The organism is Lentibacillus daqui, from assembly GCF_027186265.1.
Taxonomy (GTDB): Bacteria; Bacillota; Bacilli; order Bacillales; family Amphibacillaceae; genus Lentibacillus_C; species Lentibacillus_C daqui.
The window spans coordinates 3,738,271-3,752,521 of the sequence record NZ_CP114176.1; the positions used below are offsets into that span (position 1 = coordinate 3,738,271).

Annotated in this window: 14 protein-coding genes; 1 reads left to right on the forward strand and 13 read right to left on the reverse strand. The window is 38.7% G+C overall.

What is annotated here, in order from left to right:
- Window positions 1–90: 90 nt before the first annotated feature.
- Window positions 91–1,116, reverse strand: a complete 1,026-nt coding sequence (locus O2S85_RS18595; RefSeq protein WP_269410766.1) for a hypothetical protein — start codon at window positions 1,114–1,116, stop codon at window positions 91–93.
- Between the two features lie 90 nt (window positions 1,117–1,206).
- Here O2S85_RS18595 and yyaC point away from each other — a divergent pair, with 90 nt between their 5' ends.
- Entirely contained in the window at window positions 1,207–1,881 is a 675-nt protein-coding gene (yyaC, locus tag O2S85_RS18600) for a spore protease YyaC (protein WP_269410767.1), read from the forward strand.
- Between the two features lie 145 nt (window positions 1,882–2,026).
- Here the strand turns inward: yyaC and O2S85_RS18605 are convergent, their stop codons facing one another.
- The 12 genes from O2S85_RS18605 to rpmH all read right to left on the reverse strand — a co-directional run bounded on the left by O2S85_RS18605 (window position 2,027) and on the right by rpmH (window position 13,630).
- Window positions 2,027–2,731: a DUF554 domain-containing protein gene (locus O2S85_RS18605; RefSeq protein WP_269410768.1), complete on the reverse strand. Its 705-nt coding sequence runs from the start codon at window positions 2,729–2,731 to the stop codon at window positions 2,027–2,029.
- A 20-nt stretch (window positions 2,732–2,751) separates the two neighbouring features.
- A complete protein-coding gene (locus O2S85_RS18610) occupies window positions 2,752–3,906 on the reverse strand; it encodes an aminotransferase class V-fold PLP-dependent enzyme (RefSeq protein ID WP_269410769.1) in 1,155 nt (384 codons plus the stop codon).
- A gap of 75 nt (window positions 3,907–3,981) precedes the next feature.
- The gene (locus O2S85_RS18615; protein WP_269410770.1) at window positions 3,982–4,821 is read right to left on the reverse strand and encodes a ParB/RepB/Spo0J family partition protein; all 840 of its coding nucleotides are present in this window, start codon (window positions 4,819–4,821) and stop codon (window positions 3,982–3,984) included.
- Window positions 4,802–5,575: a ParA family protein gene (locus tag O2S85_RS18620; RefSeq protein ID WP_269410771.1), complete on the reverse strand. Its 774-nt coding sequence runs from the start codon at window positions 5,573–5,575 to the stop codon at window positions 4,802–4,804. The genes O2S85_RS18615 and O2S85_RS18620 overlap by 20 nt, the downstream gene beginning before the upstream one ends.
- A gap of 216 nt (window positions 5,576–5,791) precedes the next feature.
- Entirely contained in the window at window positions 5,792–6,640 is an 849-nt protein-coding gene (gene noc, locus O2S85_RS18625) for a nucleoid occlusion protein (RefSeq protein WP_269410772.1), read from the reverse strand.
- A gap of 363 nt (window positions 6,641–7,003) precedes the next feature.
- Window positions 7,004–7,720: a 16S rRNA (guanine(527)-N(7))-methyltransferase RsmG gene (rsmG, locus tag O2S85_RS18630; protein WP_269410773.1), complete on the reverse strand. Its 717-nt coding sequence runs from the start codon at window positions 7,718–7,720 to the stop codon at window positions 7,004–7,006.
- An 18-nt stretch (window positions 7,721–7,738) separates the two neighbouring features.
- On the reverse strand, window positions 7,739–9,625 hold the full coding sequence (gene mnmG / locus O2S85_RS18635) for a tRNA uridine-5-carboxymethylaminomethyl(34) synthesis enzyme MnmG (protein ID WP_269410774.1): 1,887 nt from the start codon (window positions 9,623–9,625) through the stop codon (window positions 7,739–7,741).
- A 103-nt stretch (window positions 9,626–9,728) separates the two neighbouring features.
- A complete protein-coding gene (gene mnmE / locus O2S85_RS18640) occupies window positions 9,729–11,105 on the reverse strand; it encodes a tRNA uridine-5-carboxymethylaminomethyl(34) synthesis GTPase MnmE (RefSeq protein WP_269410775.1) in 1,377 nt (458 codons plus the stop codon).
- Window positions 11,106–11,424: 319 nt separating this feature from the next.
- Window positions 11,425–12,042 carry an RNA-binding cell elongation regulator Jag/EloR gene (jag, locus tag O2S85_RS18645; protein WP_269410776.1) on the reverse strand — a complete coding sequence of 206 codons (618 nt, stop codon included), beginning with the start codon at window positions 12,040–12,042 and terminating at the stop codon, window positions 11,425–11,427.
- Window positions 12,039–12,806 (reverse strand): YidC family membrane integrase SpoIIIJ, encoded by a 768-nt coding sequence (spoIIIJ, locus tag O2S85_RS18650; protein WP_269410777.1) that lies wholly within the window; start codon window positions 12,804–12,806, stop codon window positions 12,039–12,041. The genes jag and spoIIIJ overlap by 4 nt, the downstream gene beginning before the upstream one ends.
- Window positions 12,807–12,940: 134 nt before the next feature.
- Entirely contained in the window at window positions 12,941–13,285 is a 345-nt protein-coding gene (rnpA, locus tag O2S85_RS18655) for a ribonuclease P protein component (protein WP_269410778.1), read from the reverse strand.
- A gap of 210 nt (window positions 13,286–13,495) precedes the next feature.
- Complete coding sequence (gene rpmH, locus O2S85_RS18660; RefSeq protein ID WP_269410779.1) at window positions 13,496–13,630, reverse strand: 50S ribosomal protein L34; 135 nt, start codon at window positions 13,628–13,630, stop codon at window positions 13,496–13,498.
- Window positions 13,631–14,251 lie beyond the last annotated feature (621 nt).

The window sequence follows — 14,251 nt, forward strand, 5'->3', positions numbered from 1 at the left end:
TAGGAAACTTTCTTTTTTTCAGGCAAAGCCTATTCCATGTATAGATTTTACCTCAATATGGAGAATAAGAAAAGAATATAGCAATCTAATTTAGCTGCTTCTTTTATCGATTTTTTTCCAAATTGGAAATAACAGAAGGCGGGTGAGTACATATAAATTAAGCAGGCCATAAAAGGGATAGAGATAGTTAATTAACGTTGAGAATCCCAAGGTCGTTAACGGAACCATCACAAGCAAAATTAAAAGCACTAATAACCATAAAGGTACATTCAGATAATGCTGGATCCTTGTCACTATTCCCATTACCCCGGAAGCAGCTGTCGTAAAAATTGCAAACCAGAGCATGGCAGACATAAAGATGAGCATGCTGAACGGGTAATCCTTCAAAATTGCAAATAACGGTATTTCATAGAGTAATAATTCGTCAGCAATCTGGATGAGGCTATTGTTATAGATATATGAGAGCGTGCCCAAAATGACGCCACATCCAACACTGGCAAACCAAATTTCTCCCTTGGAATGAATCTTATTGCCAATTGCCCCAAGAACAGCAATCAAAGGAAGAATATTCAATGCTGTAAATGGAAAGGCAGCCGTCCAATTTCGTTGTTCATACCAGTGAGAAAACAGAGACAATCCCTGATCATGGGTAAATAAGAGCAATATATAGAGAAGCCCGCCAAGCAATAATGGCAGAACCACCTGATTTACCGATAAGATTCCGCTGATATCTTTAAAGAACAGTAAAACAAGCGTAACGACAATAAAAGCAACACCCCACCAATAAGAAATATTAAAAGCCTGTCCTGTTGCACCACTTCCGGCAATCATGACTACGGTAGTCGTAATCAGATATAAAAAAATCATGACATCATAAACACCCGTAAGCTTTTTACCTACAATGTCGCGAAGAATTGGCAGATAGTCTGTAGATTGCCGCTGGTAACTCAGATCCAAAATGACGTACACAGATATGGAAAAGAAAACGGCAAACAACAGGATAGCCAGTCCACTTTCATGCCCGAAAAATTGCCATAATTCTCTTCCCGATGCATAACCAGCACCTATCGTTGTGCCTATAATTAAAAACATCCATCTAAGACCAGCCTTAATCATTGCAGTTCCTCCAATAATTTTTAATATGGTACGTATACTTCCTTTTTAAAATCCGTATACTAATACCAATATGTTTGTGGAGGATAAGCTATGAATCTAAAAAAGCAGTTAAAAACAAAAAATGATGTTTTCAGGATGGACTATACAGATCCTGATTTACTTGAAATAATGGGTGAGAAACTCATTTCATGGCTTCCCAAGTTCCCGCATGAATATGTCATTGTCTGTATCGGCACTGACCGTTCTACAGGAGATGCACTTGGTCCATTAATCGGTAGTTTTTTTACCGAATTAAGGCCACGACATATGACGGTATATGGAACATTGAAAAAGCCGGTACATGCTGCAAATCTCCATGATTATGTTCGACATATTGAGCGCCGCCATCGTTGTCCGTTTATTATCGCGATTGATGCCTGTTTGGGAAAGAGCCGTTCAGTAGGATCCATTGTTACTGGTGTTGGGCCAATTAAGCCTGGGGCAGCCATGAATAAACAACTGCCGGAAATCGGGAATATCTATATAACTGGTGTGGTAAATGTGAGTGGTTTTGAAATCGGGAATATCTATATAACTGGTGTGGTAAATGTGAGTGGTTTTATGGAGTATTCAGTCCTGCAAAATACAAGGTTATCCATTGTTATTGATATGGCGAAGAAGGTAACCGCCATATTGGATCAAATTGATCGCCAGTTGACACATGGTCGAAAACTCCCCGCCATGATTTCACAAAAAAACATCGCCTCATCGAAAATTGATATTTGAAGTTGAACCAATCAGACCGTTACTGGCTGTTGGATCTCTCACCTAGAATTTTCATATTTTCTCTATTCATGAAGTGAGCAGTCTTACAGCCAGTTACACTGCGATAAATCATCATACCAGTGGACCACATATCAACTAAATGCGGTCAAAATAGCTGATAAATATAAAATACAATTCCAACAGTCACGAGGGCGGGTAATAAATTGCCAATCCGGATGCTGGTCAATTTTAATAGATTAAGTCCAATAGCTACAATCATTAGCCCGCCCACTGCAGTAAGTTCAATAATAAATCCATCCAGGAATGCTTTAGGAAGCCAATTTTCGATTTGTGTCGCTAATAAAGCAATCGAACCTTCATAAACCAGCACAGGGATAACAGAAAATATGACACCAAATCCAAGTGTGGTTGTCAGTACCAGAGCCACAAACCCATCGATGATTCCCTTTGTAATTAAAATTTCATGGTCACCCCGAATTCCACTGTCCAATGCACCAATTACGGACATGGCACCAATACCAAAAATAAGGGAAGCAGTAATAAACCCTTGGGCAATACTAAAATCATCACCACTTGAGGTAAACTTACTGCCAATCCAGGCTCCCAACCGGTTTAATCCTTCTTCAATATGCAGCCATTCTCCAATAATCGCCCCACTCAACAGGCTGAGCAGTACAATAATAATCACATCTGCTTCAAAAGCCATTTGTAAACCAATCAGGATAACGGCAAGTCCAATCCCCTGCATAACGGTTTCTTTATAACGTTCCGGTATTTTGGTGAATAACAATCCAATTAAACTGCCAATAATAATGCATATCCCATTTATGATAGTGCCTAGTAAAGCCATTGCTACAACTCCATTATCTGCTAAATATCTTCGTATGCTGCTACAATATCTGTGATTGCCTGAATAAACGTATCAACTTCTTTTTCCGTATTATAATAGCCTAGGCTCGCCCGAACAACTCCCATATTGGTTGTTCCCATCATTTCATGAGTTAGCGGACTGCAATGTAACCCTGCCCGTACCGCAATATCGTAATGTGAATCTAGGATCATAGCAATTTCCTGTGAAGGCACATGCAAGACATTAAAGGCCACAATTGGTATTCTTTCTTCCTGGTCTGTTGGGCCATATAGTAATACACCTGGTATTTTTTTTAGTTCCTGATAAAGTTGTTTCGCCAACAATGTTTCACGTGGAACATTGTTGGTTTTTCGTTGTTCATAGGCTAATAAAGCTGCGAAAAGCCCAGCAATGCCTGGAGTATTTAATGTTCCACTTTCCAGATGTTCCGGCCATTGATCCGGTTGAGTGATGGCTTCAGAAAAATTGCCTGTTCCACCATGATGAATCGGTTCTAATTCAATTCCCGTTTGTACAAGTAACATGCCAGTTCCTTGAGGGCCTAATAACCCTTTATGTCCAGGAAAAGCTAACATGTCGATTCCCATTTCCTCCATGTTTATAGGTACATGCCCTGCTGTTTGTGAGGCATCCACTAATGTTAAAATCCCACTGTTTTTAGCAAAGGTCATTATTTTGTGCAGTGGAATTATTGTGCCGGTGACGTTTGATGCATGCGTCATGGCAATTAATTTCGTCTTTGGTTGTATTGCATGACAAACATCTTCTATAAATGTTTTACTATTTCCTCTCCAAGGTACATAGGTGACTGATACACCATATGTTCTTTTTATGTATTCAAGCGGTCTGCGTATGGAATTATGTTCAAATGAAGTTGTGACTACATGATCACCTTTTTGCCAAGACAATCCTTTAATTGCTTGATTAATTGCAACAGTCGCATTAATATAGAACAATGCCCGTTTTGGATCCTGCAGTCCAAACAAGGAAGCTGCCTTTTCTCTTGTTTGATTAATTTTTTCTGATGCTTTTCGTGCGAGTTGATGCCCGCTTCTTCCCGGATTGGCTCCGTAAACCTCGACTGCCTTTATCATCGCATTGGTTACTTCCGGTGACTTAGGAAATGATGATGCCGCTTGATCAAAATAAATCATTTACGAATCCCCTCCTAACACATGTATAGAAAAAAAGACTGACGTTAATAAGGGAAGTCAGCCTTTTCTATCATCCTATTTATAATCCATTGTTTCGATAATTCGTTCCAGATCTTCATCCGAATAAAATTCAATTTCGATCTTGCCCTTTCGTTTTCCTCGTTGAATGGTAACCGATGTTCCAAAGCGATCTTGTAATATAGATTCCCGTTCTTTTAGAAAAATATCCTTTTTGGGTTTTTCCTTTTTGGGTTCCGGCTTTTTATTTAATTGAATAATTAATTGTTCAACCTGACGAACATTTAGTTTTTCATTGCGGATTTTTTTTACCATTGGGATCAACTTGGTCTTGTCCTTTAATCCTAACAATGCCCGTCCGTGTCCCATTGATAGTTCACCATTATTAATATACGCAATGACTTGATCCGGCAATGAAAGTAAACGGACAATGTTGGCGATATGTGATCTGCTTTTGCCTAGCCGCTGGGATAAAACTTCCTGGGTGATGTTTAATTCATTCATCAAATTAGCGTATGCTTGGGCTTCCTCTATTGGTGTCAAATCTTCACGCTGCAGGTTTTCCAATAATGCAAGCTCCATCATCTTTTCATCAGTTAATTCTTTAACGATAACCGGGATTGTGGAAAGTCCTGCCTCTTTTGCAGCACGAAAGCGTCTTTCACCAACAACAATTTCGTAGCCTTTGATACTTTCACGAACGATTAATGGCTGAATGATTCCATGTTGAAGTATCGATTCTTTCAATTCTTCAATTGCGTCTGCATGAAATGTTTTTCTAGGTTGATAAGGATTGGGCCTGCATTCGTTAATCGGAATCTCTTGAATGTTCGCTTTATCATCTTCCTCTACCTTGGGGAAAAGCGCATTAATACCTTTACCTAACCCTCTCGCCACTACTCATCACTTCCTTCGCTAATTCAAGATATACTTCTGCACCTCTTGATTTCGGATCATACGTAATGATCGGCTGTCCGTAACTAGGGGCTTCACCTAATCGTATGTTCCTTGGAATAATCGACTTGTATACTTTGTCCTGGAAGTACTTTTTCACTTCTTCAATAACCTGAATACCCAAATTGGTCCTGGCATCCAGCATCGTCAACAAAACGCCTTCAATCATCAATTCCTTGTTCAAATGTTTCTGTACCAAACGGATCGTATTTAACAATTGACTAAGTCCTTCCAAAGCGTAATATTCACATTGCACCGGAATCATTACTGTGTCCGCAGATGTGAGGGCATTTATCGTCAACAACCCTAATGATGGCGGGCAATCAATAATGATATAATCATAATTTTCCTTTAGACTGTCCAATGCTTTTTTTAAGCGAATTTCACGGGATATAGTTGGGACTAATTCAATTTCTGCGCCAGCAAGTTGAATGGTGGCAGGGATTATATCCAAGTTTTCAACATTTGTTGGAACACAAACTTCCTCGGCAGGCAGGTCTTCAACAAGCACATTATATACACATTGATCCATATCGGCCTTATTTACACCTAATCCACTTGTAGCATTTCCCTGCGGATCAATATCAACCAATAACACTTTTTTATCAAACGACGCCAGGCAAGCACTTAAATTAACTGAAGATGTTGTTTTTCCTACACCACCCTTTTGGTTTGCGATGGCGATTGTTTTATTCATGGTTTCACCTACCTAAAAAACTCTATATCTATTATTTTATCATTTATTTGCTAGAAAGAACTAGCTTTTTCGCTTTGTTGAAAAAAAATTAATTTGCTTAAGGAGGGTTTAAATAACAGCCCTATATCCAGCTGCAGCGATCAAGGGCGCCACCGCTGTTGCATATACAAAAACTACCCATCGTAAAGGGGACGGGTAGTTGATCTTGCCTGCTGTTTACTCTTTCTTTTTGGGAATCTTAATGGTGATCTGATAATATTCGTCCAAATCTTCTTCGTCTGTCTCCACATCAATTCCAGTATCAGAAACCATATTTAATGATTGCCGAATGGTATTCATAGCAATTCGAATGTCTTTATTAACGCCTTTTAATTTTGGTCGCTTTTTCTTTTTACTTTCTGTTGAATCATTTAATTTTTTAATCCGTTCTTCAGTTTGTTTGACATTGAGATCCTTGTCCAAAATTTCTTCAAGTAGTTTTTCCTGCTGTTCCGGATCCTTCACTTTGATTAATGCCCGTGCATGCCGTTCGGTAATTGTTTTTTCCATTAATGCTGTTTGTACACTTTCGGGTAACTTCAACAGTCTTAATTTATTCGCAATTGTTGATTGATTTTTACCCAACCGTTGCGCCAAGGCCTCTTGTGTTAATGAATGAAGTTCCAATAATTTGGCATACGCTGTTGCTTCTTCAATAACTGTCAGTTCCTCCCGCTGCAGGTTCTCAATCAAGGCAACGGAAGCAGTCTCCGCATCGGTCATTTCCCGAATAATTACCGGCGCCTTTTCCCACTCCAACGTTTGGATCGCACGCCATCTTCGTTCTCCGGCGATTAGTTCATATGAATCTTCATCTACTTTCCTGACGATAATTGGCTGAATCATTCCATGTGTATGAATGGTTTGTGCCAATTCTTGTATTTTTTCTTCATCAAACACGGATCTCGGCTGAAAGCGATTCGGCCCGATATTTTTAACAGGAATCTGAATAACCTCGTCTGGACGATATGTCTCTTCTTCTGGTTCTGAATTGGATTTATCCCCCAACCCAAAAATACGCAACATTATCAGACACCACCTTTACTATGAAGCGCTACAAATAAAGTGAACCTTCCTTTAGCATACAATTAGCATAAATTAATCCCATATCTTTAAAATGAATAGAACTTCACGCCCTAATATAGAAGTATTGCTGTCCATTATTTATTAAATGTTTCACGTGAAACATAGTAATTTCTTTCATCTAATATAAACTCATAAAACACTCTACTAATTTTATTCTATCATAGATGGAGCTAGAAAAGTATGACATAGAAAAAATAAGTGAAACTTTTTGGTGACGACTAGTTATGGAAAATGCTATGTTTATTTTAACTGTCATACCTTAAGATAGTGATTATATAACAAACAAATGATATTCTCGTTTGGTCATGATAATGGCTTTTTATTTGGCAAACCTGGTTTTCTTGGGTATTTGGAGGGGGTTTTGCCTATTTTATTGACAAAAATAATCGCACGTTCACTATTTTCCTCTGGTAATGCAAACGTATGTACATTGGGCGTATCGCCACCCAATTGTGCCAGTGCCGGCTTTGCATCAGTTACTTCTTCGTTTGTTTGTGCACCCTTCATAGCTAGAAAAACGCCATTTTGTTTGCACAATGGTAAACATAATTCACTTAAAACTGACAATCTGGCCACGGCACGAGCAATAACAACATCAAATTTTTCCCGAAATGTCGATTTTCTCCCAAAGCTTTCGGCCCGGTCATGGTAAAAGGCGACATTGTTCAAATCAAGCGTTGTTGCCAAATGTTCCAGAAACCCAATCCGTTTTTTAAGTGAATCAACAATAGTGACGTGCAAATCTGGAAAACATATTTTGAGCGGGATGCTTGGGAATCCAGCACCAGCACCCACATCACAAATATGCTGATTGTTTGCAAAGTCATAATAAAATGCAGCAGTAATGGAGTCATAGAAGTGCTTTAAATAGACATCTGTTTCCAATGTTAATGCCGTTAAATTTATTTTTTCATTCCACTCAATTAAGGTGTTGAAGTACAAAGCAAACTGTTTTATTTGTTTTTTACTCAATTTTATCCCATGCTTGCCTAATTCAGTAACAAATTGCTCTGGATTCATGACGGCGTCTCCTTACCTTTAATTTGCCACTCGTGCTATTTTTCCTTGTTCAATATAGACGAGCAAAATAGACACATCTGATGGGTTCACTCCGGAAATCCTTGATGCCTGGCCAACAGATAGTGGTCGTACCTTTTTCAGTTTTTGTCTTGCTTCGGTAGCAATACCATTAATATCGTCATAATCAAGGTTATCCGGTATTTTCTTATCTTCCATCTTCAACATGCGTTCTACCTGTTCATTGGCTTTTTTAATATAACCCTCATACATGATTTGGATTTCGACCTGTTCCTTGACAATCGCTGTTAAGGTGTCATCCGTTTCAATTACCCGTTCAAGGAGTTCATAGGTCATTTCCGGACGTTTTAACAAGTCTGCTGCCCTAACTGCTTCTTTTAGTGGTGTCGCATTTACTTCCTTTAACAATGCCTGAACATTGTCTTCCGGTTTTACGATAATTTTTCTAAGCCGTTCTTTTTCCTGTTCTACCAACCGGTTTTTCTCCAGATACGCTTGATACCGTTCTTCTTTAATCAAGCCCAACTGATAGCCGATTTCCGTTAGACGCAAATCTGCATTATCATGACGTAACAGCAGGCGATATTCAGCACGGGATGTCAACAAACGATATGGTTCCTTTGTTCCTTTGGTAACCAGGTCATCAATTAACACGCCAATGTATGCTTGTGAGCGGTCCAAAATTAATGGATCTTTTCCCAATACCTTGGCTGCTGCATTGATCCCGGCCATCATCCCTTGAGCAGCGGCTTCTTCATATCCCGATGTGCCATTAATTTGCCCGGCGGTAAACAAACCAGGAATCTTTTTCGTTTCCAATGTTGGCCAAAGTTGTGTTGGTACAATCGTGTCATATTCAATCGCATATCCAGCCCGCATGATTTCAGCATTTTCCAGACCTGGCACGGATTTTACCATTTCATGCTGAACAGACTCCGGTAAAGAGGTTGATAATCCCTGGACATATACTTCCTCTGTTTCTCTTCCTTCTGGTTCCAAGAAGATTTGATGGCGAGGCTTATCATTAAAACGAACAATTTTATCTTCAATGGAAGGACAATATCGTGGGCCAGTACCACGTTTTGCTCCAGAATACATCGCAGAAAGACTCAGATTATCATTAATAATCTGGTGTGTGAATTCATTTGTATACGTGAGCCAGCATGGAATTTGGTCAGTAATATATTCCGTCGTTTCATAAGAAAATCCTTGTGCTTTCACATCACCTGGTTGTATCTCTGTTTTCGAATAGTCGATCGTATGACTATTTACCCGTGGTGGTGTACCTGTCTTGAACCGGGTAATTTCAAAACCAAGTTCCTCCAGGTGTTCAGAAAGTTTGATCGATGGACGTTGGTTGTTGGGGCCACTTTCATATTCCAGATCCCCCATTAACACTTTTCCGCGCATAAATGTGCCAGTAGTGATAATTACATTTTCAGCATGATACGCTGCTTTTGTTTCCGTTATAACGCCTTTACATACACCATCTTCAATGATTAATTTGTCAACCATGCCTTGGCGAAGGGTCAGGTTTTCCTCATTTTCCAATGTTTTTTTCATTTCTCGAATATATAATGGCTTATCCGCCTGTGCACGTAAGGCTCTCACTGCAGGTCCTTTTCTGGTATTTAACATCCGCATTTGGATATATGTTTTGTCGATCACTTTTGCCATAACCCCACCAAGGGCGTCAATTTCCCGTACAACAATCCCTTTTGCTGGACCACCAAGTGATGGGTTACATGGCATAAATGCGACCATATCCAGATTAAGGGACAACATTAATGTTTTCGCACCCATGCGGGCAGCAGCTACACCTGCCTCGCATCCGGCATGACCTGCACCGATGACAATGACGTCATAATGTCCTGCATCATATACCATATTTTTCATCCTTTCTTTTTCGAAGTCTGCTGAAGCATCCTTTTGCTACCGTTGACTGGATGCATTCAATACCTATCTGAATATGTTTCGAAACGCTGTATCATTATTTTCCCAAGCAGAATTGTGAAAATAACTGGTCAATCAGACTGTCACTGGCGGTATCACCAATAATTTCACCTAAAATTTCCCAAGTACGGGTGACATCAATCTGTACAATATCCAAAGGCATAGCCATCTCCAAGCCTTGCATTGCATCCTCCAACGCCTGGTTTGCCTGTTTCAACAGTTGAATATGACGTACATTGGAGACATAGGTTAAATCACCTGTATCAATATCACCAGCAAAAAATACTTTCGCAATAGCCGCTTCCAATTCATCAATTCCAGTTTCATTAATTAATGCAGTCGTAATAACAGGATTTCCTCCCGTATATTCCCTTAGACTATCTAAATCAAGTTTTTGCGGTAAATCTGTTTTATTGATAATAACAATATACTGCAAACCTTGAATTGCTTCAAACAGCCGCTTATCTTCTTCAGTTAGTTCCTCATTATAATCCAGCACAAACAAGATAAGATCTGATTCATTCAAAACCTGTCTGGATCGTTCGACACCAATTTTCTCAACGATATCTTCTGTTTCACGAATTCCTGCCGTATCAACCAATTTTAACGGCACACCACGGACATTGACATATTCCTCAATGACATCTCTGGTTGTACCGGCGACTTCAGTGACTATTGCTTTATTTTCCTGAACAAGTGCGTTCATTAATGATGACTTTCCTACATTTGGACGACCAATAATCGCAGTTGCCAAACCTTCACGTAAAATTTTACCCTGTTTGGCCACTTCCAGCAGCTTAGCAATTTCCTCATGCACTTTTTGCGTTTTTTCCCGCATCATTTGATGAGACATTTCTTCTACATCATCGTATTCGGGATAATCGATATTCACTTCAACATGGGCCACCGTCTCCAATAGTTCTTGTCGTAATTGTTTAATCAAATAGGACAATCGTCCGTCCATCTGTTTCAATGCTACAGACATTGCTTTATCCGTCTTGGCACGAATGAGATCCATCACCGCTTCTGCCTGCGATAAATCAATTCGTCCATTTAGAAATGCCCGTTTCGTAAATTCACCAGGCTCTGCCAAACGTGCCTCTTTACGCAGAATGAGTTCCAGCACACGATTTACCGAAACCATACCACCATGACAATTAATTTCCACGACATCTTCCCGCGTAAATGTCTTCGGTGCACGCATAACCGATACCATCACTTCCTCAGCAACTTCCCCTGTTTCCGGTTCGATGATTTTCCCATAATGAATCGTATGTGATGGTACCTCTGCCAGATCTTTTCCGCGGTACAATTTATTCGTTATCGCAATTGCTTCTGGTCCACTTAATCGTACAATAGCAATCGCACCTTCACCAATTGGCGTCGAAATTGCTGCGATCGTATCTGCTTCCATTACTTCACCTCCAATTCCATAGCTAATATCTATATGTTAAGAAATTATTTTTTTAGGGTCACTAACTTAATAGAATACCACAAGTTAAAATAAAAATAAACTTATCCACAACAGATTTTTATTCATCTCTTTATCTTTATTTATCCACATGTTCATAACTATTTAAAACCGGGTCGATTATTAAAAAATAAGATGAAATCTGTGGAAATAAAGCTGACGAACTATTCAAGAGTTTATTGCCATAAAAAAACACTTTGATCATCAATGATCAAAGTGTTTTTTTAATTTCTTTTTATATTTTTCCCGAAACAGACAAAGATTATAATGGCTTAATAACAATATGCCGATGCGGATCGACTCCATCTGAATATGTGGAAATGCTTCCATTATTTTGTAATACATGATGAATGATTTTACGTTCAAACGCAGGCATTGGCTCCAGCGCCACTTTTTTTTGCAATCGTACCGCTTTATTGGCCATTTTTTCTGCCAATGCCTGCAATGTTTCCCGTCGCCTTTGTCGGTAACCTTCCGCATCAACGGTTACAGTGTAAAATTGGTCACTGCCTTTATTTAAAACAAGTTGAACCAAATATTGCAATGCGTTTAATGTTTGTCCGTGTTTTCCGATAAGCATTGCTATTTTTTCGCCACTCAAGTCATAGTGTACATGATTGTCTTCCACTGTTACCACTATCTCAACAGGCACATTCATTTGTCTGGTAACTGAATGAATAAATTTCTTTGTATATTCGACCCGATTTTCCTTTTTTGTTACTTTTACAACTGCAGGTTTCGAACCAAAGACCCCAAGAAGTCCCCTTTTTCCCTCATCAATAACCTCAACTTCGACATGATCCTTCGTGGTGTTTAACTGCTCTAACGCTGACCGGACCGCTTCCTCAACCGTTTGTCCACTAGCAGTTATCTCTTTCACTTCTTCTCTCCTCCATTATTATTAGCCATCATCGGCTTTCGAATGAAAATAGTTTGCGCAATCATAAATATGTTACCGACCACCCAATATAATGGTAACGCGGATGGTAAAAATAACCCAAAGACAAAAATCATAATTGGCATCATATACAGCATAACCGCCATTTGCGGGTTTTGTCCTGCGGGGTTGCCCGCCATCATCAATTTTTGCTGCAAGAATGTACCTACACCTGCAAGTAATGGTAAAATAAAGAATGGATCCGGCTGACCTAACTCAAACCATAAGAACTGGTGGTTTTGAATTGCCTGCGTTCGCCTGATTGCATGGTAAAAAGCAATTAAAATCGGCATTTGAATAAAAATTGGCAAACATCCAGCAAGCGGATTGACTCCATGTTTTTGAAACAATGCCATCGTTTCTTGCTGTAGTTTCTGTTGTGTATTGGCATCTTTTGAACTATATTTTTTTTGCAGTTCTTTTAATTGCGGCTGAATGTCCTGCATTGCCTGCGAACTTTTTAATTGCTTCACATTTAATGGCAGTAAAATTAAACGAATGATAATGGTTACAATAATAATCGACAAACCATAACTGCCACTGAACAAGTCAGCAAAATATGTAAGAACCCATGACAAAGGATAAACAAAAACTGTATTCCAAAACCCTTTACTCTCCGGTGTTATTGGTTGATCCCATTCTGTACATCCAGAGAGAATTGCCAGCAAACCAACCAGGCTTGCAAGCAGTAATAACTTTTTACGCACCCTGTTTCCTCCTAACTCTTGCACTATAACTTAATCTATCAAGACTATAGTGCACAAGACAAGCCTATGTATATTACTTATTCATTAGTTTATCATTACATTCATGAAAATTTCTATATAAAACCAGCATTCCTTTACGATTTTTTAAGCAAATGCTGTTTCATTAATAAATGTGTTAAACTTTTTTTCATTTGATGGGAGCTCATTTCCTTTGTTGGTTGTCTGGCGATAATAACAATATCGTAGTCATTCCTGATGTTCTCTTCCAATTCAAGAAATGCTTGTCTCAAGTAACGTTTAATCCGATTTCTTGTTACAGCATTGCCGATCTTTTTCCCAACAGAAAGACCAATACGAAAATGACGTTGATCCGGCTTCTTTAAGAAATAAATGACCAGCTGACGATTAGCAAATGATTTCCCCTTCTTAAATACATGTTGAAATTCTTTATTGGCTTTAATCCGAAATTCCTTTTTCATATATCAATCACCTTTATATTAAAAGCGCAAACACCGATTTAACCGACGCTGTACTTGTACAAAAAATCATACTAAACGGAAATACGGGAGACTCCCTTACGATTAAGAAAATATCTCCCACATTTTTATATAATATAAGCCATATACACTGCATTATTTCCACGTCAAGGCATAACAAGTGGAAAAAGACCACTGACTTATTTCAGTGGCCTATGCCGATAATACTTTTCTTCCTTTACGGCGACGACGAGCTAAAACTTGACGTCCGTTTTTAGTGCCCATCCGTGCGCGGAATCCGTGTACTTTTTTACGTTTACGATTATTTGGTTGAAACGTTCTTTTCATCTATCATGCACCTCCCAGGGGAAAATATATAAATACAACTTTAAACTAATCCTTCAGACAGTCTCACTAATTATACGGAATAAGCGTATTATCTGTCAAGGTACGAAGATAAACTTCATTCCCCATTTATAACTCACCTACATTTTTTAGCTAAACTCCTTCCCAAAGAAAATTTTATTTTATCCACATACCAATGTTCACTGTTTATTGACGATTTTTTTCTATCCACAACAGCTATCGACAAGAAAATCACAAAATATAGTAGTGTGGACAACAAATATCTACAATGTATGGAATTTGTGGATAACTGTCGAAAAACCGTTGCACAATAGCCTTTTATTTGATATTATATTTGTGTTTTAACATGTGGAAAACCCAATCATATGTTTCACTTATCCACAAAGTGTGAATAAGTTGTGGATAGTTGTTCACAGTCTTGTTTGCTAACTTATCAACAAGCTAGTGGATATTGTATATAATTTCTGTTACAACATATATATAGATTCTTTTTTATCCACAATAACAAAAAAGGAGTATTCTGTACGTTTACGCCTTTCCATCTTTCACTTTTAGCACTGAAGGATTGAGAGAGGCTTTTTCTATCATCTTGACCTGAAAGGA

Coding starts and splice junctions, on each gene's coding strand:
- O2S85_RS18620 (WP_269410771.1), bottom strand. CDS start 5,575: ATGAATAAAACAATCGCCATCGCAAACCAAAAGGGTGGTGTAGGAAAA.
- O2S85_RS18605 (WP_269410768.1), bottom strand. CDS start 2,731: ATGGCTTTACTAGGCACTATCATAAATGGGATATGCATTATTATTGGC.
- O2S85_RS18595 (WP_269410766.1), bottom strand. CDS start 1,116: ATGATTAAGGCTGGTCTTAGATGGATGTTTTTAATTATAGGCACAACG.
- O2S85_RS18610 (WP_269410769.1), bottom strand. CDS start 3,906: ATGATTTATTTTGATCAAGCGGCATCATCATTTCCTAAGTCACCGGAA.
- mnmG (WP_269410774.1), bottom strand. CDS start 9,625: ATGGTATATGATGCAGGACATTATGACGTCATTGTCATCGGTGCAGGT.
- noc (WP_269410772.1), bottom strand. CDS start 6,640: ATGTTGCGTATTTTTGGGTTGGGGGATAAATCCAATTCAGAACCAGAA.
- rnpA (WP_269410778.1), bottom strand. CDS start 13,285: ATGAAAAAGGAATTTCGGATTAAAGCCAATAAAGAATTTCAACATGTA.
- rsmG (WP_269410773.1), bottom strand. CDS start 7,720: ATGAATCCAGAGCAATTTGTTACTGAATTAGGCAAGCATGGGATAAAA.
- mnmE (WP_269410775.1), bottom strand. CDS start 11,105: ATGGAAGCAGATACGATCGCAGCAATTTCGACGCCAATTGGTGAAGGT.
- yyaC (WP_269410767.1), top strand. CDS start 1,207: ATGAATCTAAAAAAGCAGTTAAAAACAAAAAATGATGTTTTCAGGATG.
- rpmH (WP_269410779.1), bottom strand. CDS start 13,630: ATGAAAAGAACGTTTCAACCAAATAATCGTAAACGTAAAAAAGTACAC.